Here is a 24,401-nt window from a genome sequence, read left to right on the forward strand (position 1 = left end):
CACTTCGCAAATCTGGCAATTATATTGATGCTCTCACGATTGCCTTCGAGGGCTATCAACTTGAGCCTACTACTCAATATCAAGCCCTATCTTGGGTATATTTTGACCTTTGGAAAAACGCTCTTGAAAAACAAGATTGTGAAATGATTTTAGATATCAAAGAATCGCTCTTTGCACTGCCTTTCTACCAAGATTCGATGTTACAAACACAAGTTTATTGGCTGGTTATAAAAACGGTTTCTCAGGCAATAAAACAACAACAACCATTGTTTTTCGGGCAAAAAATGCTCGCTGATTTATTGCATTTGCCTAATACCAATGATTTGACACTTTCTTTGGCATTTCTGACGATTGCGGCCAAACTTCGAGTAGATTGGGGGGCTTATCTTGCCTTTAATTTATGGGCGAATATTAGTAGCATAGTTGAACCCGCCGAATTGGAACGACTAGTGATTCCAATTGCTAAAACTATGTTGGAAGAACGGAAAGAATATGAGTTTAGTTATATTTTTTATGTTTTTTATGATTGGATAGAAAGCATCTCGCTACGATACCCTGAATCGGTTTATGTACGATATTATGCTGTACAGCTTTTGATTCATACCGGTGATTTAGAGCAAGCACAGCTACTGGTAAAAGATTTGGTAAAAGCTAAGAAAAACGATTTTTGGGTCTGGCAACTAATGGCTGTTTGCTATCAGGATAAGGCAGTGATCAATCACTCAGCACTCTGCAAAGCACTGGCATTGGGTGGTAAAGAGCGAATGTTGGTAGGTTTACGCCAAGAATTTGCCGAAAAACTTATTACTGAAGATAACTGGAAGGCCGCCAAGTATGAAATTGAAAAAATCGTAGGCACACGTACTAAAGAGAGCTGGAAAATACCGTCGAAAGTACAAGAATGGATGAGCAAGTCGGAATACAAGAATGTTACTGGGCTTGCCACTAACTATATAGCATATACGCATACGGCAGAAGAATTACTTTGGGAGACGGCACCTCCGATACTGATTGTGGTAATAAAAATTGATTTACATACTCAGATGGCATACTATATGACGGAAAATGATGGCGGTGGAAAAATAAGTTTACTAAAAACACAAGCACCAGGCATTGAGATTGGAAAGACATATAAAGCCTATACAAGGAAGCATCCGACCAAAGACTACAATCAGGTTATGAGGCTATCAGATACAGATGAAAAGGTAGCGTGGTTCAAGAAATTTACGGGAGTTATTCGTATAAATACCTCTGGGATAGGTTTTGTGGATAATGCTTATATTGCTGCAAATTTGGTGGCTGCAAGCAAGCTAAATACTGATATGCTCACTAACGGATATGCAATTAAAAGCTACGACCATAAGAAAAACCAAGAAGGTTGGAAAGTGATTAGTATAAATAAAGTCGAACTAAGCACCGAATAATTATCAAAAAGGTTATATATTTACGAGGTAATGCTTGATATAAAGAACAAAATCGGCATTACTTTTCTATGAAAGAATATAAAATAAACAATAAAACAATTTTTAAACCTTTATTTATAAACTATTTAAGAATTTTGCTAACAGAAACCGTCTTCCAGTAGAATAAGGATTAAGACTTAACAACTATTTGTTTAAGTTACATAATATAATTAAAACAGAAACCGTCTTCCAGTAGAATAAGGATTAAGACAAACCGTATTTCTACTTGTTGCTAATATCACTGTAACAGAAACCGTCTTCCAGTAGAATAAGGATTAAGACGTTGCTACTTTAGCTTTCAACGCTTTATCTACGTTGTCAAACAGAAACCGTCTTCCAGTAGAATAAGGATTAAGACTGTGACTAACAGGAACATAACTTGTTTCACATACCCAACAGAAACCGTCTTCCAGTAGAATAAGGATTAAGACTTTGTCTTTTAATCCATTTGTTCATGTTCGGTGTTAACAGAAACCGTCTTCCAGTAGAATAAGGATTAAGACAATTTTAAAAGTAAACTATCAATTTCTTGATAATTAACAGAAACCGTCTTCCAGTAGAATAAGGATTAAGACTGCAATAAGATTGCACTATACTAACTCTCTCAGTTAAACAGAAACCGTCTTCCAGTAGAATAAGGATTAAGACTGAGGAAACTGATTACTATAAACCACCATAGATGATAACAGAAACCGTCTTCCAGTAGAATAAGGATTAAGACTTTTATTTGTTAAAAGATTGTTCAAAAATGTAGGCAACAGAAACCGTCTTCCAGTAGAATAAGGATTAAGACATCAGGCATTTGATTTATGATATTTCTTTTTTTTAGAACAGAAACCGTCTTCCAGTAGAATAAGGATTAAGACTTCTTCTTGATTTGTTTTATTGGAATTTATAAATTGTAACAGAAACCGTCTTCCAGTAGAATAAGGATTAAGACTCTCGGTCAATGGCAATTTGTTTTCTTTGTTCATAACAGAAACCGTCTTCCAGTAGAATAAGGATTAAGACTTATCATTGAATAGATCAATAAAAAAAAATAGAAACAGAAACCGTCTTCCAGTAGAATAAGGATTAAGACCTGCATTAGCAACTCTAATGTTTTCTTTGTACTGTAAACAGAAACCGTCTTCCAGTAGAATAAGGATTAAGACTAATTCGTCTTCGTCCTCTTGTGTGGGAGTGTAATAACAGAAACCGTCTTCCAGTAGAATAAGGATTAAGACCCGTTGTTAGTTTCATAGTCGTTCGTGAAGGTTTGAACAGAAACCGTCTTCCAGTAGAATAAGGATTAAGACGACGAGTTTTTCAGTACGTCATAATGTAATTTATTAAAACAGAAACCGTCTTCCAGTAGAATAAGGATTAAGACTTTACTTTTTTTGCTTGATTCGATCGCCATTTTCTAACAGAAACCGTCTTCCAGTAGAATAAGGATTAAGACCGGATATTCCATGATTTTAGAATGTTTAATTGTTTGAACAGAAACCGTCTTCCAGTAGAATAAGGATTAAGACTTCAAACAACAAAGACTGAACATATTCTTCAACTCTTAACAGAAACCGTCTTCCAGTAGAATAAGGATTAAGACTTCATCAAAATTATTTTTATTTTCTTGCCAAAAATAACAGAAACCGTCTTCCAGTAGAATAAGGATTAAGACTTATTTGAATAGTGATGCCATTTTCATTTTCATTTGTTTAACAGAAACCGTCTTCCAGTAGAATAAGGATTAAGACTTCTTGTCAGTGTAGGTCTCATCAGTTCCAATGATAACAGAAACCGTCTTCCAGTAGAATAAGGATTAAGACACCATCATAAACGTGGTAAGATACGCTTGTTTTGAACAGAAACCGTCTTCCAGTAGAATAAGGATTAAGACGCAGCGACGTCATCACCTTTACTGTCCTTGATAACAGAACAGAAACCGTCTTCCAGTAGAATAAGGATTAAGACAAGAATATATGTTTATCTAATTTTTTAACATATTTTAACAGAAACCGTCTTCCAGTAGAATAAGGATTAAGACTCTCTGAGTATTTAACTACTCTTTGAAAGTTTAATTTAACAGAAACCGTCTTCCAGTAGAATAAGGATTAAGACACTTTTTCTTTGAATATTATCATAACTTTGATATTAAATAACAGAAACCGTCTTCCAGTAGAATAAGGATTAAGACTCATATCTGCTTCAAGCGTTAATAACGCTGAAACTTTAACAGAAACCGTCTTCCAGTAGAATAAGGATTAAGACACGTTAAGAGTTGCAGGATGTAAATCCTCATCGAATTGTGAACAGAAACCGTCTTCCAGTAGAATAAGGATTAAGACATCACTACCATTTGTAAAATGATTCCATTGAACACAAACAGAAACCGTCTTCCAGTAGAATAAGGATTAAGACATCATAAGGTTTATTAATGACATCATTGCAAAGCATAACAGAAACCGTCTTCCAGTAGAATAAGGATTAAGACTACCGTCTGAAGTGTGTGCAACCATAACTCCTTTAACAGAAACCGTCTTCCAGTAGAATAAGGATTAAGACCAATTATTTTCATACTTTTTAATAAAATCTGTTAAAACAGAAACCGTCTTCCAGTAGAATAAGGATTAAGACCCAGAAGTATTCCAGCCAATTGCACCAGCATCACCTAAACAGAAACCGTCTTCCAGTAGAATAAGGATTAAGACAGGCCCCGAAACTTCGCATCCGCCAGCGTTGAATGTAACAGAAACCGTCTTCCAGTAGAATAAGGATTAAGACAATCCAATTTTGAACGTTCCCAGCCTTTTAGTGTTTAACAGAAACCGTCTTCCAGTAGAATAAGGATTAAGACAATGACATTTTATCACCAATAATAACACCAACAGAAACAGAAACCGTCTTCCAGTAGAATAAGGATTAAGACAAGGTTGATAATGTATATTAGTTATAAGATACTAATGAACAGAAACCGTCTTCCAGTAGAATAAGGATTAAGACTTGTCGCATTATTACTAATTCCTTAAAATAAGTGTCCAACAGAAACCGTCTTCCAGTAGAATAAGGATTAAGACATCTGGAGTATTTTCTCCACAACAATCTCTTCCAATTAACAGAAACCGTCTTCCAGTAGAATAAGGATTAAGACCCTTTTAATTTTTCAGCCATTTCTGGAGAAACATTAAAACAGAAACCGTCTTCCAGTAGAATAAGGATTAAGACTTCACTAAATTTTTTATTATTTGGAAAATAATAAATTTAACAGAAACCGTCTTCCAGTAGAATAAGGATTAAGACATACTTCACCTGTTAATTCATCATCATTAGTTGAAAACAGAAACCGTCTTCCAGTAGAATAAGGATTAAGACTTCAAATTGTGATAAATCTCCAGTATGAATACATTTAAACAGAAACCGTCTTCCAGTAGAATAAGGATTAAGACCTATCTCCAAGTTCTTTCAACTTGTCAATTTTAGAACAGAAACCGTCTTCCAGTAGAATAAGGATTAAGACAAAGCGAATAAGTACTTTAAAAAAGTTTTCATAAAAAAACAGAAACCGTCTTCCAGTAGAATAAGGATTAAGACTTGTTCGATTAGATATTTTAAATATTTTATTCTCAAACAGAAACCGTCTTCCAGTAGAATAAGGATTAAGACTCTAAAATATGAAGATTAACTCCTAATTCTTTTTTAAAACAGAAACCGTCTTCCAGTAGAATAAAGATTAAGACAGAACTCTATCTTTGGATAATGTTTGAAATAGATGCTAACAGAAACCGTCTTCCAGTAGAATAAGGATTAAGACTCATAAGGCAAGTACGGTATAATGTGTTTTGGTTCTAACAGAAACCGTCTTCCAGTAGAATAAGGATTAAGACAGCAGACTTTTTGTCGTTTGACTTGATACGCTTGAAACAGAAACCGTCTTCCAGTAGAATAAGGATTAAGACATTTTCAGGAATGAACTTAGGACGATTTTTGTATAACAGAAACCGTCTTCCAGTAGAATAAGGATTAAGACACAAAAAAAGGAAGAAGAAGAAAAGCAAAAGTAAGAACAGAAACCGTCTTCCAGTAGAATAAGGATTAAGACTTGGATGTAAAACCGACATAATTTTTGCGAACTTTAACAGAAACCGTCTTCCAGTAGAATAAGGATTAAGACACTGCAGCATTAAGCAAAAGCAAGCATAAAAATGACAACAGAAACCGTCTTCCAGTAGAATAAGGATTAAGACTTGGAGGTAAAACCGACATAATTTTTGCGAACTTTAACAGAAAACGTCTTCCAGTAGAATAAGGATTAAGACAAACTTTCGGGCGTTATTTTGGTAGTTGCAACCATAACAGAAAACGTCTTCCAGTAGAATAAGGATTAAGACTCACGCCAAAACTTCTTGTCGTACTGTTCTGGGCTAACAGAAACCGTCTTCCAGTAGAATAAGGATTAAGACATTCTTTATTCATTTTCTTTCAAATATTTTTCTAAAAAACAGAAACCGTCTTCCAGTAGAATAAGGATTAAGACTTACGGTCGTGCCGAACGAAGCCATGAGAATAAACCTAACAGAAACCGTCTTCCAGTTGAATAAGGATTAAGACTTTTTCTTTCCGTCAACTATTGCTTTGTTTATAAAGTCAACAGAAACCGTCTTCCAGTAGAATAAGGATTAAGACAACCTGGCGATAACCTTTTTGTACGGATAAGGGCTTAACAGAAACCGTCTTCCAGTAGAATAAGGATTAAGACCTTTCAATTGAACATTGAATGACTTGTCTTTGTCAAACAGAAACCGTCTTCCAGTAGAATAAGGATTAAGACTATTACAGCCATGTTTTTAAGCTTTAATTGTTAATCTAACAGAAACCGTCTTCCAGTAGAATAAGGATTAAGACATAGTTGCTAAATTATTTTCAATAAGTTCAAATACATAACAGAAACATTCTTCCAGTAGAATAAGGATTAAGAACTGACTTAAAAGTGATTGAAAGTCTTTGTTATTTGCTGAACAGAAACCGTCTTCAAGTAAAATAAGGATTAAGACAATATTGAATGTATCATAATTCCAGTTAGAACTTAACAGAAACCGTCTTCCAGTAGAATAAGGATTAAGACACGGCTTGCGGTGGTATTTTCCCTCCTAAATCGTTTTTATTTTAACAGAAACCGTCTTCCAGTAGAATAGGGATTAAGACGGCTTTTACCTTTGTTTTGCCGTTTTCTTCGATGTTTTAACAGAAACCGTCTTCCAGTAGAATAAGGATTAAGACAAGACGATGTAATACGTGTAGTCACCGAGTGAGTGATAACAGAAACCGTCTTCCAGTAGAATAAGGATTAAGACTATCTCCCGATTGTCCCATGCTCATAGCTCTCTTTAACAGAAATCGTCTTCCAGTAGAATAAGGATTAAGACTGCTTTAAACCACTACAAGCTGAAATATCTGCCATAAAAAAGAAACCGTCTTCCAGTAGAATAAGGATTAAAATATTGATAGGACAACAGTTTATGAATATTAACATTATAAAAAAAAGTTTTTTATAATGTTTTACTATTAAGGTATAATTTATTGACCACAAACACCTTACAGAGTCCCGTCCAGACCGCAAAACGTTTGTCGCAAAAGCACTCAATTTGAGTGCTTTTTTGTTGTCTTCTCCCCCCTCTCAAAAACCTTCATTTTCCAAGACCTTATTGTTATCTAATATTTTTACATAATCAACTGATCCTAAGCCTTTGAAACCAATGTAAGCTGCCTGCATTTTCCCCAAACTTTTGCCATAATTTGTCTGAAAAGCAAGTTGGTTATCAATGAATATTTGAAGTTTTTTATCTTTAAAGACAATTTTCAAATGCACAAATTCATCCAGATTTATTCCCAGTTTACTTAAATCATAACTTTCACCTCCGATCACTTTATCGGGCAAATGTACGTAAGCATAATGAGAACACCCTTTTTGTGTAAGATTTAACAAAAATTTATGATTTTCTCCCGTAAATACCACCGAAACATCATTACAATTGATTCCTCCTTCTGAAATAGGGTTTTTGAGACGAGTTTCAAAAACCATTTCATCACACGATAAATTTTTATCGAAATTTGCTACTTTTTTAACAAACGAATAGTAAATTGATTGCTCTCTAACAGCATCGGGTAAATCTTCTTTAGCGATATGAGCTACGCCATTTTTCTTCCATTGTTCAGATGGCAAGTAATTGATCTCTTCATAGCCACACACCCAACCATCTGAAGGAATCACAACTTTAGTAGAATCCAACACCTTTCCATCTGCCACCAATCTTACCGTTCGCACCGTTGGGTGCATAAAACATACTGAAGTAGATTGTTTTGTTATATCAAGTTCGAGCGTATCTTTTTTCTTCCACAAAGAATAATCAAGCATCGCACGTTCAAAGTTATGGTGATTGAATTGATAATTAAACCTAACTGTAATCGGTGCTTTATTGCTTTCAAAAAACACCTTTGTCAATTTCCCTTCGATAGAATTGCTTAAAAATTTATTTCTCCAAACAAAAGCAATTGCAATCAACAAACCAAACAACAAAACCACAATTCCAATTATCCGCCAATATGAATTCTCCTTTGAGGTTTTTATAGTAAAATCAGCATTTTGTATAAAATCTTGGTAGTTCTGATAACCAATATAAAGCGATAAAAAATTTCGAGTAGTCTGTTGAAAGGTTGTTTCCTTATCTCGTTCTTCAAAAATTCGGCGAAGTGTTTGTTCACTTACCAAAAACTCTTTTAACTTATGTTCAGGAATTCTTTCTTTATTATTCTTCAATATCGCCCCCACCAAAGCCGACAAATTGATGCTCTCAAAATCATTTTTCCGTATAGGCAAATAAACATCGCCGAAATCTTCGATGACCTTTTCAATAAATTTTTGTCGTAAGGTCTTTAATTGCTGTCCATCCACAAAATTCGTCCCATTCAAGTTAAAACACTAATTTTCAGTCATTTATATTTTTCCAAACGTTTTGTTAAAGTTTCAAAACAGTTTTTTTATTGAATTCTAACAAAAATAAGAATTAATTGCTTCGATAAAAAACTTTCGCTATTCATTAAATTCTTTGCTGTAAAACTTCTAAACAAATCTAACTTTCTTCTACCATGCAATCAAAAAATACCGAGCATATTTGCCATCTCGAAGGCTCAGTCAATTATACGATAGTTCATTTTAATAACGGTCGAAAAGAGGTAATGGCTTATACATTAAAAAAATGTGAAGCACTTTTGAGCGAGTCAGAAAGTAATCATTTTATTCGTATTCATAAATCTTTTTCAGTCAATAAAGACTCTATCAAAGAGATAAAACCTCGACCGCTTAACAAAGTTGTACTGACCTCAGGTTTAGAATTACCTCTTGCTCGCAGACGAAAAATAATTTAACCTCGAAACACCCAACAACCTTTTGCACCTCAAAAAGTAAAAATATTCTTACGAATCCACGCTTCACAATCCCCTACTACTTTTAATTACAAAAGTCAGTAGGGGTATTTTTCTTTAATTTTTATACTCAAAACTATACAGAAATGGTGCTTTATGTGCCGCTCCTGAAAATTGCTTTTCGTGGCGTTTCAAGATTCCCAGACTTAATATTTTTCTTTGGAAAGTACCACGGTGTAATTTTTCGCCCAAAATCGCTTCATAAACTTGTTGTAATTCTTTCATGGTGAAAAGTGTCGGTAAAAGATTCATACCAACCAATTTACGCTCCAAATTATCTCGCAAAGTTTGTAAAGCCTTATTGACAATATTGGCATGGTCGAGCATCAGATTTGGTAATTCATCCAAAGCATACCAATCGCATGAATCAGACAAGGCATCGGGCGTTGGCACAACATCTTCATAGTTTATTAAAGCATAATAAGCCACCGAAATAAATCTATCCAAAAGCCAAGAATATCCTTCCAAAGATTGATTATTGGCTTTCATTATGGTCTCCATAATTTCAGGCTTGTAGCGTGATACACTTCCAAAAGCGTAAAACTGTTCGAGATAAATATTATCTAAGCCCGTTCGCTCTTTCAAACCTCTCCTTACGGCATCGTTTAGGTCTTCATCATGCTTCACAAAACCTCCAGGAAGAGCAAAAAGCCCCGTATTATGGTATTTCATTATCAGAATTTTCAGCTTTTCGCCCGAAAAACCAAAAACCACCGAATCGTACGCAATGTGTTTTAGATAGCCTTTAGAATTCACTTTAGTTATTGTTAAATTATAATTTTTTCAAAAATAAATAGGATTATTTTAAAACACTAATTAATATTGTCGCAAATTGAGACAATAAGTAAAATTTTACTCTTACAAATGAAAAAAATAATCTGTTTATTTAGCCTAATTATGTTTGCAGCGACGGTAACACACGCTCAAAGCATTAATACCTTTGCGGTTCAAACTACTATAGAAAATGGTACAATTGAAGGCAATTACGACACCAAAACTGGTGTTCAAACCTATTTTGGAATTCCGTTTGCGAAGCCACCTGTCGGAGATTTACGTTGGAAAGCACCACAGGCCCTCGAAAATTGGAAAGGTGTAAAAGAAACTAAAAAATTTAGTGCCAGACCAATGCAAAAAATCGTCTTTGGTGATATGGCTTCTCGTTCGAGTGGCTTGAGTGAAGATTGTCTATACCTCAACGTCTGGACACCAGCCAAGCGAAATACCAAAGATTTACCAGTATTACTCTATTTTTATGGTGGTGGAAACTCAGCTGGCGATGCATCTGAGCCACGCTACGATGGTGAATCAATGGCAAAAAAAGGTATCATAGTAGTCACTTGTAATTATCGTTTGAATGTATTTGGCTTTTTGGCTCACCCCGAATTAAGTGCCGAAGCATCTTATAAGGCATCAGGAAACTACGGAATGCTCGACCAAGTAGCTGCCATGAAATGGGTAAACAAAAACATTGCGGCTTTCGGTGGAGACCCAAAAAAGGTAACGATTGCGGGCGAATCGGCTGGTTCGATTGGTGTAAGTATGCAAATGTCATCTCCACTGGGCAGAAACCTAATTGCGGGTGCAATCGGTGAAAGTGGTGCAGGAATTAACCCAACAATGGCTCCTGTTACGTTAGCAGAAGCTGAAAAAATGGGCGTTGAATTTGCAAAAAAAGCAGGTAATCTAAGTATCAAACAACTCCGTGCTTTATCGGCAAGAGATATTTATGAAATTTTCGATGAATCGAAAATGTTTGGTTTTCCTATTGTAATTGATAATTATTTTCTTCCAAAAACAATTCCTCAAATTTTTGCGGCCAAAGAACAAGCCCAAGTACCATTACTTTTGGGTTGGAATTCTGCCGAGATTCCTGGAGGTGCTTTTATGTACGGAATGCCAAACACAACCGAAAATTTTATTACCAGAGTAAAAAAAGAATATCCTGATAATGCTGAGGAAGTTCTGAAATTATATCCTCATAGCACCGAAGCGGAAGTTATACTTTCATCAACTGCCTTGGCTTCCGATAGATTTATCTCTTATTCAACTTGGAAGTGGTTCGATTTGCACCGAAATAATTCTTCTCAACCTGTTTATCGTTATTTATATAGCAAAATTCGCCCCGAATTAGTAGATAAAACATTAGGCTCGGGCTTGGCAGGTGGAACTGTGAAAGCTGATGCAGCAGCCCCAAGACCCAAACCGGTTGGAGCTCCACACGCTTGCGAAATTGAGTATTGTATGGGAAACCTGCACTTAGTAAAGGATTATGCTTGGACAGCCGACGACTACAAGGTTTCGGAAACGATGAATAATTATTTTGCCAATTTTATTAAAACTGGCAATCCAAACGGTGCGAAATTACCAGAGTGGACAGTTGCGAAAGCAGGTGATGCTACTCCACCAGTTATGATAATTGATATAGAATCTCGCACCGAAAAAGCAAAAGACGATGCTCGTTACGAGTTTTTGGATAAAGCTTATAAGAATAAATAATTTACTCAACGCTGGCAGGGTTTAGAACCCTGCCAGCGTTATAAATCGGTAAAATATGACAACAAGACGAGAATTTCTTAAAAACACTTCACTTTTGGCAACTGCGGCTGCCGTGACGCCATTTTCAGAAGTAATGGCGGGTTTAATGAAAGATAATAAATTGGGCATCCAACTTTTTTCGATTCCAAAAATGCTTTCTGAAGATTTTATGGCTGGAATTATGATGCTGCAATCGCAAGGCTATAAAGAACTTGAACTCTTTGGACCGTTTCCATTTAGTGCCGAAAAGGCAAAAAAAGGCTGGGAAGCAGCCGGGAAAATGCTTGGTTTTTCGGGAAGTGGCTATTTTGGTAAATCGGCCAAAGAAGTTAAGAAAATCCTTGACGATCACGGTATGAGTAGCCCAGGCACGCACATCGACCTCGACACTCTGGAACAAAACATGAGTGCTTTAGGCGAAGCCGCAAGCATCTTAGGCCATAAATACGTTACGCTTCCTGCTATTCCAGACGACCGCCGAAAAACACTCGACGATTATAAGCGAATTGCAGAATCATTCAATAAAATTGGAGCGGAAGCTAAGAAAAACGGTATCCGTTTTGGCTATCATAACCACGGTTATGGCATCAAACCAATGAATGGACAAGTTCCACTTCAAATTATTTTGGACAATACCGACCCAAATTTGGTGTTCTTTGAAATGGATATTTTCTGGACAACCTGTGGAGGTGCCGACCCAATCCAGTATTTATCGAAATACCCAAATCGCTACAAAATGCTTCATATTAAAGATATGAAAGAGAAAAAGCAGTTTGCGGGCGATGGTGGCGGTATGGGCGACTGGATGCCAATGTTTTCGTTGATGGCTTCAGCTGGTGATGGGGTACTTGATTTACAAGGAATAGTAAAAAAAGCAAAAGAAGTTGGCGTTGAGCATTTCTTCGTCGAGCAAGATATGGTGGCAAATCCGCAAGTAGCCCTAAAACGCAGCTCTGAGTTTTTGACAAGTAAAATCTAATTTTAATTAAGAATTAGGAATTAAAAATTGAGAATTATTGAAGATAATATTCCAGTAAACCTCATTCTTAATTCCTAATTTTTAATTCTCAATTCTCTCTATGAAAACCTTACTTATAACCCTTTCTCTACTGTGCATTTTGTTGTCAGCAAATGCACAAAAACAAATATTTCTCTATGAAGGGAAACCAGCAGGTTCAGAAAATTGGACTTGGGAGGAAGCCGTTTCGGAGAAAAATCTCTTCAATACCAGAGTTATTTATAATGTTTCTCGTCCTTCGATTACGGCTTATGTTCCTGAAAATCCAAATGGAACTGCTGTCGTGATTGCCCCAGGTGGTGCTTTTCATACCCTTTCAATTGATAGTGAAGGCATTGATGTGGCCAAATGGCTGAATGCAAAAGGTGTAACAGCTTTTGTGCTAAAATATAGAGTTGCCCGTAGTTTTACAGAAGACCCAGTGAAGGAAATCATGGGTAAAATGAGCAATTTCAAAACCCTTGATGAAGAAAATGCTCCCGTTATTCCGCTTGCCACACAAGATGGAATGAAAGCCGTAAAATATATTCGTGAACACGCTGCTGAATATAAAATCGACCCAAAACGCATTGGTTTTATGGGTTTTTCGGCAGGTGGAACACTCACAATGTCAGTCGTTTATAGTGCTGATGATGCCAGCCGACCAAATTTTGTCGCACCAATTTACGCTTACGAAAACGCCATTATTGGCTCAAATATGCCTAAAGAAAAAACTCCAATTTTCGTAGCCGTTGCGGGCGACGACCAACTGGGTTTTATGCCGCATAGCATTAATATTTACAAAAAATGGTTTGATGCCAAACAACCAGCCGAACTACATATTTATGAAAAAGGTGGACACGGTTTTGGGATGCATAAAACCAAAACTTCAAGCGAAGGCTGGATTGAAAACTTCGGCAACTGGCTAAAAATGCAAGGATATGTGAAATAGTTTCACTTCTAATGTATATCAAAAAACTAAACAACCGTGAAAAAAGCTATCTCTCTCCTACTCATTTTTATTTCTCTTGCTGGTTTTTCTCAAAAACCACGTACCATCGTAACAACCGATGGAGAGATTGATGACGTAGATTCTTTTATCAGAATGCTACTTTATGCCAATGAATTTAAACTCGAAGGGTTGGTTTATAGTAGCTCAATGTGGCATTACAAAGGCGATGGTAAAGGCACGAAATTTACCTCTGAAATGGATATGACCAAGAAAATGTACGGTGCAAAAACGGACCTTCGTTGGCCAGGTGTAAGTTGGATGCAAGATTTAATCAATGCTTATGAGAAAGTTTATCCAAACCTGACGAAACACGCAACTGGGTATCCAACTGCTAATCAATTGCGTAGCTTAATCAAAGTTGGAAATATTGATTTTGAAGGCGAAATGGAGCAAGTAACAGAAGGCTCAGAATTTATCAAAAACAAATTACTCGATGCCACCACCGAGCCAATATACCTACAGGTTTGGGGCGGAACGAATACAATTGCCAGAGCCTTAAAGTCTATCGAAGAACAATATAAAAATACCTCAAACTGGAACAAAATTTATCAAAAAGTTTGCAAAAAAGCCATTATTTATGCCATTCTTGACCAAGATGCTACTTACAGAAAATACATTTCGGTAAACTGGAAAGATGTAAAAGTTTTATACAATTCTAATCAATTTTGGTGTTTTGCGTATGCCTGGCAAAAAGCTGTTCCAGAAAGTCAACACTATTTGCTCGAAGGCAAATTTATGAGCGATAATATCATCAATAATCATGGCCCACTTACTAAAATGTATTACAGCTATGGCGATGGACAAAAGCAAGTAGGCGACGACGAGCATATTCACGGAGATTTATCAAAAATCAAAGCAGGGCAATGGGGCAGTTTTGGTCAGTATGATTTCATTTCAGAAGGCGATTCGCCAGCTTATTTTCACTTGATTAATGTAGGACTTGATAATCTCAATAACCCAGAATATGGTGGTTGGGGAGGTCGTTTGGTGCAGTCTGCTCAAAATCCGAAACGTTGGGAAGACGGAGAAAATGCGGCTGACTATAATCCATACACACAAAAAATGGACAAAACTTATGGGCAAACTCGTTGGATTGAAGCTCTTCAAAACGATTTTGCCGCTCGTGCTGACTGGTGCATAAAAGACTACAAAAATGCAAATCATGCTCCGATTGTAAAATTAAATCATGCTTCAAAACTTTCGGCAAAACCAAATACTATAATCAAAATAGGTGGCACAGCAACCGACCCAGATGGCGATAAACTAACATACCGTTGGTGGCAATATGATGAAGTTGATACTTACAGTGGCAAAGTTTCGCTCAATAATCCGAACCAAAAAGACGCTTCATTTACGATGCCTTCTGATATAAAAAATGGAGAAACTATTCATTTGATTTTGGAAGTTTCTGACACTCATGATATTAAATTGACACGTTATCAGAGAGTCATTGTCACTTGTAAAAACTAAGTTTTATGAAAAACCTTACACTATTTTTATTGATAATTTCATATGGTGGCTTTGCTCAACCCAAAGTTGATTATTCAAAATCTGCCATCGAAGCATCAAAATCATGGATTGATATTGATTATGCTGGTGATGGAATAATTGGGCATAAATTAGATATTTTCTTGCCCAAAGAAGGTAAAGCTCCTTTTCCTGTGGTAATTACGATTTACGGTAGTGCGTGGTTTTCAAACTCTTCAAAAAGCACTTGTTTCAATGATGGACTGGGGCAAACACTTCTAAAAAATGGTTTTGCAGTGGTGAGTATCAATCATCGTTCGAGTCGAGATGCAATTTGGCCTGCACAAATACATGATGTTAAAGCAGCCATTCGTTTCATCAGAGGCAATGCTTCGGTCTTTTCGTTAGATACTTCATTTTTGGGAGCAACTGGTTTTTCTTCTGGTGGACACCTCTCTACAATGGCAGGTGTAACAAGCGGTCTAAAAACTACAACAATCAATAATTTACCCATAGATTTAGAAGGAAATGTAGGAAAATTCACAAGCGAAAGCAGCCATGTTGATGCCATAGTTGATTGGTTTGGACCAAGTGATTTTCTTTTAATGGATGCTTGCGGCAGCTCATTTAGCCATAACGATTCAAAATCACCAGAATCTACACTAATTGGTGGTGCAATTCAAGAGAATAAAGAAAAAGTTGCACTCGCAAATCCAATAAGTTATGTAAGTAAAAACACGCCTCCATTTCTAATTTTTCATGGAACTAAAGACCCACTTGTTCCCCATTGTGAAAGCGAGAAACTTTACGAAAAACTGCAAAAAGAAGGTGTAAAAAGTGAGTTAGTAATTATTGAAGGCGGCGGACACGGCCCAGGAGTGATGATTGATAAATATTACACTCAGATGATTGAATTTTTTAAATCGAAAATGAAAAAATAATTTCAAAACTATGAAAAAACTACTTTTTCTCATCCTAATTTCATTTTCAAGCTTCGCCCAAAGCATCATTCAAACCGCTAATGGCAAAGTTGAGGGTTATGCAAAAGAAAACCTACGAATCTTTAAGGGTATTCCGTTTGCTGCTCCGCCAGTGGGTGAGTTTCGCTGGAAAGCTCCACAACCAGTGCAAAACTGGAGTGATGTAAAAAAATGTACTGAGTTTTCGGCAAGTCCGATTCAGAATAAACCTCAGCCCTTTTCGTGCTGGACAGAAGAATTTATTGCTAAACCAGAACCTTTGAACGAAGATTGCCTTTACTTAAATGTTTGGACTTCAAGCAAAAACAAAGAAAAAAAACCAGTTTTAGTTTGGATTTATGGTGGAGGACTAAATAGTGGTTCGGCTAATTGTGATATTTATGATGGTGAAGAAATGGCAAAAAAAGGTGTAGTCTTCGTGAGTATCAATTATAGAGTTGGTGTTATGGGCTTCATGGCTCACCCTGAATTGAGCAAAGAATCAGGCTATAATTCTTCTGGAAATTATGGCTTTCTCGACCAAATTGCGGCTTTGAAATGGGTTCAAAAAAACATTGCAGCTTTTGGTGGTGACCCTAATAATGTTACAATCGCTGGGCAATCGGCAGGAGCATTTAGCGTAAATGCTATGATTGCTTCGCCTTTGACAAAAGGTTTATTTCATAAAGCGATTCCACAAAGCGGCGGACTTTTATCCAACAGATTTAGTCAAAACTTGGCAGAATCGGAACAACAAGGCGTGAAATTTATGGAAAAAGTAAATTGTACTTCGATTGCTGAATTGAGAAAAAAATCGGCTGACGAGATTCAAAAAGCAAGTAATTTGCAAGGTTTTGGCCGATTCGGAACAACGATGGACGGCTATGTACTACCAACAAATATTTTTGAGCATTTCAAAAACGGCAAACACAACCAAGTACCAATCATGACAGGTTGGGTTACAGGTGATGGCAGTTTAATGGGCGTTCCAAAAGCAAGTTTAGAGGATTACAAAAAAGAAGCTCAAACCAAATACGGAGCAAAAGCAGATGAATTTCTGAGTATTTTCCCTGCCTCAACTGACGAAGAAGCCAAAGAAGCAAAATTGAAACAAGGTTTGCTTGGTTTTGCGGGTATGCCTTCACATTTGTTGGCCACTTTCACCAATAAACCTTCTTATTTATATCATTTTAGCCACGTTCCGCCCGATAAGCCTAATTTCCCAAATTATGGTGCTTTTCATACCTCCGAAGTGCCTTATGCTTTGCACACACTTCATACTTGGAAACGAGATTGGCAACAACTGGATAAGGATTTAGAAAATACAATGGCTTCTTATTGGATAAATTTTGCCAAAACTGGCAATCCTAACGGTGCAGGTTTGCCCGTATGGAAAACTTATGACAAACAAGCAGGAAATGTCATGATTTTGGGCGATAAAGTTGAAATTAAACAAGGTTTATTTAAAAAGGAGTTTGATTTTTTAGAAATGAATTCGGGGAAATAAAGCTGTACTTAATTAAGCAATGATTTTTCTTTGAAAAATAAATGATGATACCACAGAAACCTACTCCTGAATTTATCGAATATTATTTGAATAAATTCGATGCAAACGAAAAGCACATTTCGATTGAAAATGCCCTAAAACTTTGCTAAATAGGTTTCCCGAAAACAAAAACATTGATGAAATAAAATTGAAAATTGATTCTATCAATTCTTTATACAGTACAAATATCTATGATACGCTTAATGTTGCTAAACACATTCAAAGTTTAAATCTTGATGATGCACTAATCAATGGTGACATAAGTATTATTCCAAAAATTGCAACTGGACACGGGATTGCTTCATTGAAAAGTGAGACAGGCAAAGAGATAAATTTCTATGCTTTTGCTACAAAGTATTGCAGTTGGCACAATCCTGAAGAATTTCCATTTTTTGATAGTTATATCGAAAAACTATTGATTGCATATCGTGAATTTGGTTTTTATAATTTCAGAAACGTTGAACTGAAACAATATGAAAGATTTAAAACAATCCTAATGAGTTTTAGAGCATACTACGGCTTATCTGATTTAAGCCTAAAAGAAATTGACAAATTTTTATTGTTATACGCCAAAGACTTATTCAAAAACAAATGAAAAAACTACTTCTATTCCTTATTCTTCACTTATCACTTATCACTTTTGCCCAAACTGGCAAAGTGGTAAGTTTTACAATTAACTCAAAAGCCTTACAAAACACAGGCGGCGAAGACCCAAATCGTAAAGTATCGGTGTATTTACCGCCTAATTATGATGCTTCAACGCAGCGTTACCCTGTCATTTACTACTTGCATGGATTCATGGGAAAAGACAATATTTTTCCGCAAATGCAAAAGATTCTGGATGAAGGCATTGCTCGCCAGAAAATCAAACCTTTCATTTTTGTTCAAGCTGACCAATACACGCTTTTTGAAGGAAGTTTTTATTCAAACTCTTCACTAACAGGCAATTGGGATGAGTTTGAGAGCAAAGAATTGGTAGAATATATGGATAAAAACTACCGAACGCTCGCCACCCGTGAAAGTCGAGGCATTGCGGGGCATTCGATGGGAGGTTATGGAGCTTTCAAAATCGGTATGCTTCACCCCGAAGTTTTTAGTAGTATTTATGCACTCAGTCCAGGGTTGCTGGCAATGGTAAAGGAATTTGGGCCAAATAGTAATTCTTTCAAAGACGTCCAAAACGTAAAAACGGTCGAAGATTTAAAGAAAACTTATTATCCAAAAGTTTTGGTTGCTGTTGGGCGTGCTTGGTCGCCGAACCCAAATAAACCGCCATTTTTCTGTGATTTTCCGTTTAGCTACGAAGGAGATAAAATGATTGTCAATCAGCCAATTTTAGAAAAATGGGAAGCAAACATGCCTGTCTATATGGTCGATAAATATGCCGATAATCTACGAAAAATGACAGCTATCAAATTGGATTGGGGAAGAAATGATTCACCACGTTTTCCTGTTCAAATCGGTATGCTGAGTCAACGTTTAGAGAATCTTGGTATCAATCATTTTTCCGAAGAATACATCGGCGACCACGGCAATAAAATCTGGACAATGGATGGACGTGTATTGAATGATTTATTACCATTTTTTAATGATTATTTGAAATTTTAACCTAACAAAACTATGCGTAATTTCCTCTATTTAGCTTTAATTCTATTCACATTTACCGCAAAAGCATCAACCGTTGATAGCCTTGATGTGCCAAGTGCTGTAATGAAAAAAACTTACAAAGCAGCGGTTGTTTTACCCGCTTCTTATTCAAAAAATCAATCGAGTTACCCAGTTTTATATCTCCTTCATGGCGGCGGTGGCCACTTCCGTGATTGGCTCACTTCAACACCCGACAAGAACCTTGTAAAAAACCTTGCTGACAAATACAACTTGATAATAGTAATGCCCGAAGGAGAGACTTTTAGTTGGTATTTAGATAGTCCTTCTGACCCAAATAGCAAATTTGAAACCTATATTACGAAAGAGGTTATTCAGAAAATTGATGCTACTTACCGCACTGTTAAAAGCAATAAAGGCCGAGTAATTACGGGGCTATCGATGGGCGGACATGGTGCGATGTATTTTGCTACTCGTCACCCTGATTTATTTAGTGCAGCCGGAACGATGAGCGGTGTAATGGATATGAATTATACTAAATTCAAAATAAACGCTGATTTTACAAAATCGTTAAAACAAGGATTTGAGAAAGTTTTAGGTACTTCAGACATTTATCAAGATGTTTTTGTGAAAAATTCGATTGTAAATATGGTTGATGCCATCAAGAAAAATGCAATGCCAATTACTATTGATTGTGGTGTTGACGATTTCTTGATTGATACAAATCGTGAACTACATAGTCGATTGCTCTATGCAGGAGTTTCACATGATTATACCGAACGCCCTGGAGCTCACACATGGCCATATTGGGAAAACTCACTGCCTTATCATGTGCTTTTCTTCCATAATTTCTTAAAAAAGAATGGAGTAACGGTAGAATAAAACCTTTTAACTCACAAAAAGATGAAAAAAATAATTTTATTTTTTCTCGCTGTTGGTTTGGTCTCTGTTGGAATTGTTGCCTTCAAACCCCAAAAAAAACGCCATACGATGGTCCGACCCAACATAGTTTTCATCATGTCGGATGACCATGCCTATCAAGCAATTTCGGCATATGATACACGACTCACGCAAACGCCAAACATCGACCGAATTGCCAAAGAAGGAATGTTATTTACGAATGCCTGCGTAACCAATTCGATTTGTGCCCCATCAAGAGCAGTAATTTTGACTGGAAAACATAGCCATCTCAATGGAAAAATTGACAATTATTTTCCGTTTGACACGACTAACATTACTTTTCCACAAATTTTACAAAAGGCTGGTTATCAGACCGCTATGTTTGGAAAATTGCATTTCGGAAACAATCCGAAAGGTTTTGATGAATTTCAGATTTTACCCGACCAAGGCGATTATTACAACCCCGATTTTATAACAAAAAAAGAAGGTAAAAAGAAACTTACTGGTTATGTAACCGACCTCATCACGGACATTACTTTGAATTGGTTAAAAAACGAACGTGATGAAGAAAAGCCTTTTTTTCTCGCCTATTTACACAAAGCACCCCACCGTGAATGGCTGCCCGCCGAACGCCATTTTAAGGAATACTTGAAGAAAACTTTTCCTGAGCCGACTACCCTTTTTGATAATTACGAAGGTCGTGGACGAGCTTCAAAAGAGGCAGAAATGAACCTACTCACGCACATGAATTGGGCCGGTGACTCAAAGATTTTTCCTGAAAATATGGATAAACTGGGTATCAAAGAATCCCACGCGTACGATAAACGAAATTATAATTATACCGTGGGAAGAATGAACGCTGAGCAACGCAAAGTTTGGGACGAACACTACGGAAAAATGAATGAAGAGTTCATAAAACGTTACCCAAACATGACCGAAAAAGATAAAATGAAATGGCGTTATCAACGCTATATGCAAGATTATTTGGGAAGCATCGCCTCGGTAGATGAAGGGGTCGGGCAGGTTTTAGATTTCTTAAAAAAGAACAATTTAGAAGAAAACACAATCGTAGTTTATACCTCTGACCAAGGATTTTATTTGGGCGAACATGGCTGGTTTGACAAGCGATTTATTTTCGACGAATCATTCAAAACTCCTTTGTTAGTTAAATGGCCAAATGTCATAAAAGCAGGCACAAAAAACTCACAAATGGTTCAAAACCTTGACTTTGCCCAAACTTTCCTCGAAGCTGCGGGGATTAAATCCCCATCAGATATGCAAGGCGAAAGTTTGATTCCTATCTTTAAAGGTCAAGGCAAAAATTTCCGTGATGCAGCTTATTATCATTATTACGAATATCCGAGCGTTCACATGGTGAAGCGTCATTACGGAATCGTAACGGAAAAATACAAATTAGTGCATTTCTATTATGATGTCGATGAATGGGAATTATATGACCGTATAAACGATAAAAACGAAATGACAAACGTTTACAACGACCCTAAATACGCCAAAGTCAAAGCTGAATTGCACAAAAAATTGGCTGCTCTTCGTGTGAAATACAAGGACTCTGAAACTTTGGACAAAATGTATATTGAAAAGTATGACCAACTGGTAAAGCAAGGTAAAATTTTTAGATAAAAAAATTAAAAATGGCACGCTGATGACACGGATGTACCATCGCTGATAAATACGGATTTTTATAAATCTGCGAAAATCAGCGTTACGATAGTATCAGCGTCATCAGCGTGCCAATTATTAGATATATATGCTCGCAATACTCGGTTTCTCGACAATTATTGTCTTTTTAATATTGATAATGACAAAAAGATTATCAGTCATGACAGCTTTGGTCATAACTCCAATAATCTTTGGCATAATTGCTGGTTTTTCGCCCAAAGAACTGGGAGAATTTGCCATTACAGGAATCAAACAAGTTGCCCCGACAGGTATTTTATTGATGTTTGCGGTGCTATATTTCGCCACAATGCTTGATGCTGGTCTTTTTGACCCAGTGATAGCTACTATCATAAAATCAGTAAAAGGCGACCCACTGAAAGTAATTGTCGGAACGGCAATTTTAACAATGATTGTGCATCTTGATGGCGATGGAACTGCCACCTTTATGATTGTACTTTCGGCATTTTTGCCTATTTATAAACAACTGAAAATCAATCGTTTAGTACTTTCAAGTATTGTTGCATTGAGCGTTGGACCGATGCACCTTGTGCCGTGGTCAGGAACATCGGCAAGAGCTATTTCGACTTTAAAATCAGATACCGTTCATATTTTTAACCCTAATATTCCTGCTATCATTGGTGGTATCGTTTGGGTGCTTTTTGTGGCTTATATTTTCGGCAAAAAAGAAAGAAAGCGACTCGGAATCATTGATTTTCAATATAATCATAAAGAAAACCTTACGACTGAACAACGAGATTTAAGAAGACCAAAACTACTTATTTTCAATGCAGTACTCACAGTTTCACTAATCATTGCTTTAATGAAAGGTTGGGTTCCAGCATCTGTACTTTTTGTAGTGGCAAGTATGATCGCACTGCTAATAAACTACCCAAAACTCTCTGACCAGCAGAAAGTTATGAAGGCTCACGGCACAAATATCTTTATGGTTTCAAGTATGATTTTTGCCGCAGGAATTTTCTCTGGAATATTGACAGGCTCAAAAATGATTGAAGAAATGGCTAATGCTTTGGTCGCATTGATTCCGCAAAACCATGCAAATCTTTTACCTACCCTTACAGCTATCACAAGTTTACCAGCCAGTATGTTATTTACTCCCGATGCTTATTATTTTGGAGTTGTGCCAATTTTGAGTCAGACCGCAACTCAATTTGGTATTGACCAACTCGAAATCGGGCGAGCAGCTTTACTCGGGCAAATGACGGTTGGTTTTCCTATTAGTCCACTTACCGCCTCAACATTCCTATTGGTAGGTTTGGCAGAAGTTGATTTAGGTGAACACCAACGCCATACCTTTACATGGGCTTGGGGAACAACAATTGTAATGACGATTGTGGCAATTTTAACGGGGTCGATACATTTATGAAAAATAAAATCAGAATAGGTTGCGGAGCAGGATTTTCGGGCGATAGAATCGAACCAGCCATTATTCTTGCCGAAAAGGGAGAATTAGATTATTTGGTGTTAGAATGTTTGGCCGAACGCACGATTGCACTCGCCAACAAACGCAAAATGACTGACCCAACCAAAGGCTACGACCCATTACTGGAGCGTAGAATAGAAACTCTTTTGCCTCATTTGGTCAAAAATAATATTTGTTTAATAACCAATATGGGTGCAGCAAATCCAATTGAAGGTGCAAAAAAAGCCATTGAAATTGCTCAAAAACAAGGATTAAAAGTGAAAGTTGCTGCGATACACGGCGATGACATGAATGATAAATTAAAAAGTGAAAGTTTTGAGATTTTTGGAAATGAAGATATTGCTCTTGAACTAATAAAAAAGCACCAATCTCCAGTCACCAATAACCAGTCACCAATCATTTCCGCTAACGCTTACCTTGGCATTGAAGGCATTTTAGAGGCCTTAAAAGCTGATGCTCAGATAATTATCACAGGCCGTGTTGCCGACCCTTCGCTTTTTCTTGCACCGATGGTTCATGAATTTGGGTGGAAAACCGATAACTATAATTTAATGGGTAAAGGCACAGTAATCGGGCATTTGATGGAATGTGCAGGGCATATTACAGGTGGATATTTTGCCGACCCAATCAAAAAACCAGTCGAAAACATGGAAAATTTGGGACATCCATTCGCTGATGTTTTTGCTGATGGCTCGGCAATTATTAGCAAAGTAGAAGGAACTGGTGGTATAATTAATCTACAAACTGCCAAAGAACAATTGCTTTACGAAGTAATCAATCCGAACGAATATTATACCCCCGATGTCATTGCCGATTTTAAAAGTGCAAAATTGGAAGAAATTGCACAAAACCAAGTTCGGGTAACAGGCGGAGGTGGAAAAGAAAAACCAAAAACATACAAAGTAAGCGTTGGTTACAAAGCATTTTGGCAAGGTGAAGGAGAAATCTCGTATGCTGGTCCAGCCGCCTATGAAAGAGCGAAATTAGCAGGTGAAATTATTAAAAATAGAAGCTCCCTAACCCCCAATGGGGGATTTTTTGATGAACTACAAATTGATTTTGTAGGCATAAATTCTACATTTGATAATCAAGCTCCCCCATCGGGGGTGGGGAGGGCTGAAGTCAGACTCCGAGTAGCTGCCAAAGCAAAAACCCAAGCAGATGCAGCACTTGTTGGCGAAGAAGTTGAAGCTCTTTACACCAACGGTCCAGCGGGTGGTGGTGGCGTAAGAAAATACGTCAATGAAGTAATCGGCATAATATCGGTTTTGGTTGATAGAAGTAAAATCAGACCAATAGTGGCTTATTTTAAAAGCTGATAATATTCACTCATTC

16 protein-coding genes and 1 CRISPR repeat array are annotated in these 24,401 nt (G+C 36.8%); of the genes, 14 read left to right on the forward strand and 2 right to left on the reverse strand.

Annotation, left to right across the window (positions count from 1 at the left end; genetic code table 11):
* Nucleotides 1-143 precede the first annotated feature (143 nt).
* Entirely contained in the window at nucleotides 144-1,424 is a 1,281-nt protein-coding gene (locus ABR854_RS09810; RefSeq protein WP_350265223.1) for a tetratricopeptide repeat protein, read from the forward strand.
* A 139-nt stretch (nucleotides 1,425-1,563) separates the two neighbouring features.
* Nucleotides 1,564-6,942: a CRISPR direct-repeat array (repeat unit 37 nt; unit sequence AACAGAAACCGTCTTCCAGTAGAATAAGGATTAAGAC).
* Nucleotides 6,943-7,119: 177 nt separating this feature from the next.
* On the opposite strand, the gene ABR854_RS09815 is transcribed toward ABR854_RS09810, so the two are convergent.
* Nucleotides 7,120-8,412: a hypothetical protein gene (locus ABR854_RS09815; protein ID WP_350265224.1), complete on the reverse strand. Its 1,293-nt coding sequence runs from the start codon at nucleotides 8,410-8,412 to the stop codon at nucleotides 7,120-7,122.
* A 176-nt stretch (nucleotides 8,413-8,588) separates the two neighbouring features.
* Here ABR854_RS09815 and ABR854_RS09820 point away from each other — a divergent pair, with 176 nt between their 5' ends.
* Entirely contained in the window at nucleotides 8,589-8,867 is a 279-nt protein-coding gene (locus ABR854_RS09820) for a LytR/AlgR family response regulator transcription factor (protein ID WP_350265225.1), read from the forward strand.
* A gap of 114 nt (nucleotides 8,868-8,981) precedes the next feature.
* Here ABR854_RS09820 and ABR854_RS09825 read toward each other — a convergent pair whose 3' ends face one another.
* The gene (locus ABR854_RS09825) at nucleotides 8,982-9,680 is read right to left on the reverse strand and encodes an NUDIX hydrolase (protein WP_350265226.1); all 699 of its coding nucleotides are present in this window, start codon (nucleotides 9,678-9,680) and stop codon (nucleotides 8,982-8,984) included.
* A gap of 108 nt (nucleotides 9,681-9,788) precedes the next feature.
* Here ABR854_RS09825 and ABR854_RS09830 point away from each other — a divergent pair, with 108 nt between their 5' ends.
* The 12 genes from ABR854_RS09830 (at nucleotide 9,789) to ABR854_RS09885 (ending at nucleotide 24,385) form a co-directional block, all read left to right on the forward strand.
* Nucleotides 9,789-11,420 carry a carboxylesterase/lipase family protein gene (locus ABR854_RS09830; protein WP_350265227.1) on the forward strand — a complete coding sequence of 544 codons (1,632 nt, stop codon included), beginning with the start codon at nucleotides 9,789-9,791 and terminating at the stop codon, nucleotides 11,418-11,420.
* A 55-nt stretch (nucleotides 11,421-11,475) separates the two neighbouring features.
* Entirely contained in the window at nucleotides 11,476-12,438 is a 963-nt protein-coding gene (locus ABR854_RS09835; RefSeq protein WP_350265228.1) for a sugar phosphate isomerase/epimerase family protein, read from the forward strand.
* A 100-nt stretch (nucleotides 12,439-12,538) separates the two neighbouring features.
* Nucleotides 12,539-13,408 carry an alpha/beta hydrolase gene (locus ABR854_RS09840; RefSeq protein WP_350265229.1) on the forward strand — a complete coding sequence of 290 codons (870 nt, stop codon included), beginning with the start codon at nucleotides 12,539-12,541 and terminating at the stop codon, nucleotides 13,406-13,408.
* A gap of 36 nt (nucleotides 13,409-13,444) precedes the next feature.
* On the forward strand, nucleotides 13,445-14,938 hold the full coding sequence (locus ABR854_RS09845; RefSeq protein ID WP_350265230.1) for a DUF1593 domain-containing protein: 1,494 nt from the start codon (nucleotides 13,445-13,447) through the stop codon (nucleotides 14,936-14,938).
* A gap of 5 nt (nucleotides 14,939-14,943) precedes the next feature.
* The gene (locus ABR854_RS09850; RefSeq protein ID WP_350265231.1) at nucleotides 14,944-15,876 is read left to right on the forward strand and encodes a prolyl oligopeptidase family serine peptidase; all 933 of its coding nucleotides are present in this window, start codon (nucleotides 14,944-14,946) and stop codon (nucleotides 15,874-15,876) included.
* Between the two features lie 10 nt (nucleotides 15,877-15,886).
* Nucleotides 15,887-17,401, forward strand: coding sequence for a carboxylesterase/lipase family protein (locus tag ABR854_RS09855; protein ID WP_350265232.1), 1,515 nt, complete (start codon nucleotides 15,887-15,889; stop codon nucleotides 17,399-17,401).
* A 142-nt stretch (nucleotides 17,402-17,543) separates the two neighbouring features.
* Nucleotides 17,544-18,035, forward strand: a complete 492-nt coding sequence (locus tag ABR854_RS09860; RefSeq protein WP_350265233.1) for an HI_0787 family protein — start codon at nucleotides 17,544-17,546, stop codon at nucleotides 18,033-18,035.
* Nucleotides 18,032-19,048 carry an alpha/beta hydrolase gene (locus tag ABR854_RS09865; RefSeq protein WP_350265234.1) on the forward strand — a complete coding sequence of 339 codons (1,017 nt, stop codon included), beginning with the start codon at nucleotides 18,032-18,034 and terminating at the stop codon, nucleotides 19,046-19,048. Before ABR854_RS09860 ends, ABR854_RS09865 begins: the two co-directional genes overlap by 4 nt.
* Nucleotides 19,049-19,060: 12 nt before the next feature.
* Nucleotides 19,061-19,927 carry an alpha/beta hydrolase gene (locus ABR854_RS09870; protein WP_350265235.1) on the forward strand — a complete coding sequence of 289 codons (867 nt, stop codon included), beginning with the start codon at nucleotides 19,061-19,063 and terminating at the stop codon, nucleotides 19,925-19,927.
* 21 nt (nucleotides 19,928-19,948) lie between these two features.
* The gene (locus ABR854_RS09875) at nucleotides 19,949-21,586 is read left to right on the forward strand and encodes a sulfatase family protein (protein WP_350265236.1); all 1,638 of its coding nucleotides are present in this window, start codon (nucleotides 19,949-19,951) and stop codon (nucleotides 21,584-21,586) included.
* Nucleotides 21,587-21,713: 127 nt separating this feature from the next.
* Nucleotides 21,714-23,009 carry a CitMHS family transporter gene (locus ABR854_RS09880; protein WP_350265237.1) on the forward strand — a complete coding sequence of 432 codons (1,296 nt, stop codon included), beginning with the start codon at nucleotides 21,714-21,716 and terminating at the stop codon, nucleotides 23,007-23,009.
* Complete coding sequence (locus tag ABR854_RS09885) at nucleotides 23,006-24,385, forward strand: acyclic terpene utilization AtuA family protein (RefSeq protein ID WP_350265238.1); 1,380 nt, start codon at nucleotides 23,006-23,008, stop codon at nucleotides 24,383-24,385. The genes ABR854_RS09880 and ABR854_RS09885 overlap by 4 nt, the downstream gene beginning before the upstream one ends.
* Nucleotides 24,386-24,401: the final 16 nt, after the last annotated feature.

The organism is Emticicia sp. W12TSBA100-4 (genome assembly GCF_040253585.1).
GTDB lineage: Bacteria > Bacteroidota > Bacteroidia > Cytophagales > Spirosomataceae > Emticicia.

Excerpts from the sequence above, each read along its gene's own strand:
- ABR854_RS09810 (WP_350265223.1), top strand. The coding sequence starts at position 144 with ATGATTTTAGATATCAAAGAATCGCTCTTTGCACTGCCTTTCTACCAA.
- ABR854_RS09820 (WP_350265225.1), top strand. The coding sequence starts at position 8,589 with ATGCAATCAAAAAATACCGAGCATATTTGCCATCTCGAAGGCTCAGTC.
- ABR854_RS09830 (WP_350265227.1), top strand. The coding sequence starts at position 9,789 with ATGAAAAAAATAATCTGTTTATTTAGCCTAATTATGTTTGCAGCGACG.
- ABR854_RS09835 (WP_350265228.1), top strand. The coding sequence starts at position 11,476 with ATGACAACAAGACGAGAATTTCTTAAAAACACTTCACTTTTGGCAACT.
- ABR854_RS09840 (WP_350265229.1), top strand. The coding sequence starts at position 12,539 with ATGAAAACCTTACTTATAACCCTTTCTCTACTGTGCATTTTGTTGTCA.
- ABR854_RS09850 (WP_350265231.1), top strand. The coding sequence starts at position 14,944 with ATGAAAAACCTTACACTATTTTTATTGATAATTTCATATGGTGGCTTT.
- ABR854_RS09855 (WP_350265232.1), top strand. The coding sequence starts at position 15,887 with ATGAAAAAACTACTTTTTCTCATCCTAATTTCATTTTCAAGCTTCGCC.
- ABR854_RS09865 (WP_350265234.1), top strand. The coding sequence starts at position 18,032 with ATGAAAAAACTACTTCTATTCCTTATTCTTCACTTATCACTTATCACT.
- ABR854_RS09870 (WP_350265235.1), top strand. The coding sequence starts at position 19,061 with ATGCGTAATTTCCTCTATTTAGCTTTAATTCTATTCACATTTACCGCA.
- ABR854_RS09875 (WP_350265236.1), top strand. The coding sequence starts at position 19,949 with ATGAAAAAAATAATTTTATTTTTTCTCGCTGTTGGTTTGGTCTCTGTT.
- ABR854_RS09880 (WP_350265237.1), top strand. The coding sequence starts at position 21,714 with ATGCTCGCAATACTCGGTTTCTCGACAATTATTGTCTTTTTAATATTG.
- ABR854_RS09885 (WP_350265238.1), top strand. The coding sequence starts at position 23,006 with ATGAAAAATAAAATCAGAATAGGTTGCGGAGCAGGATTTTCGGGCGAT.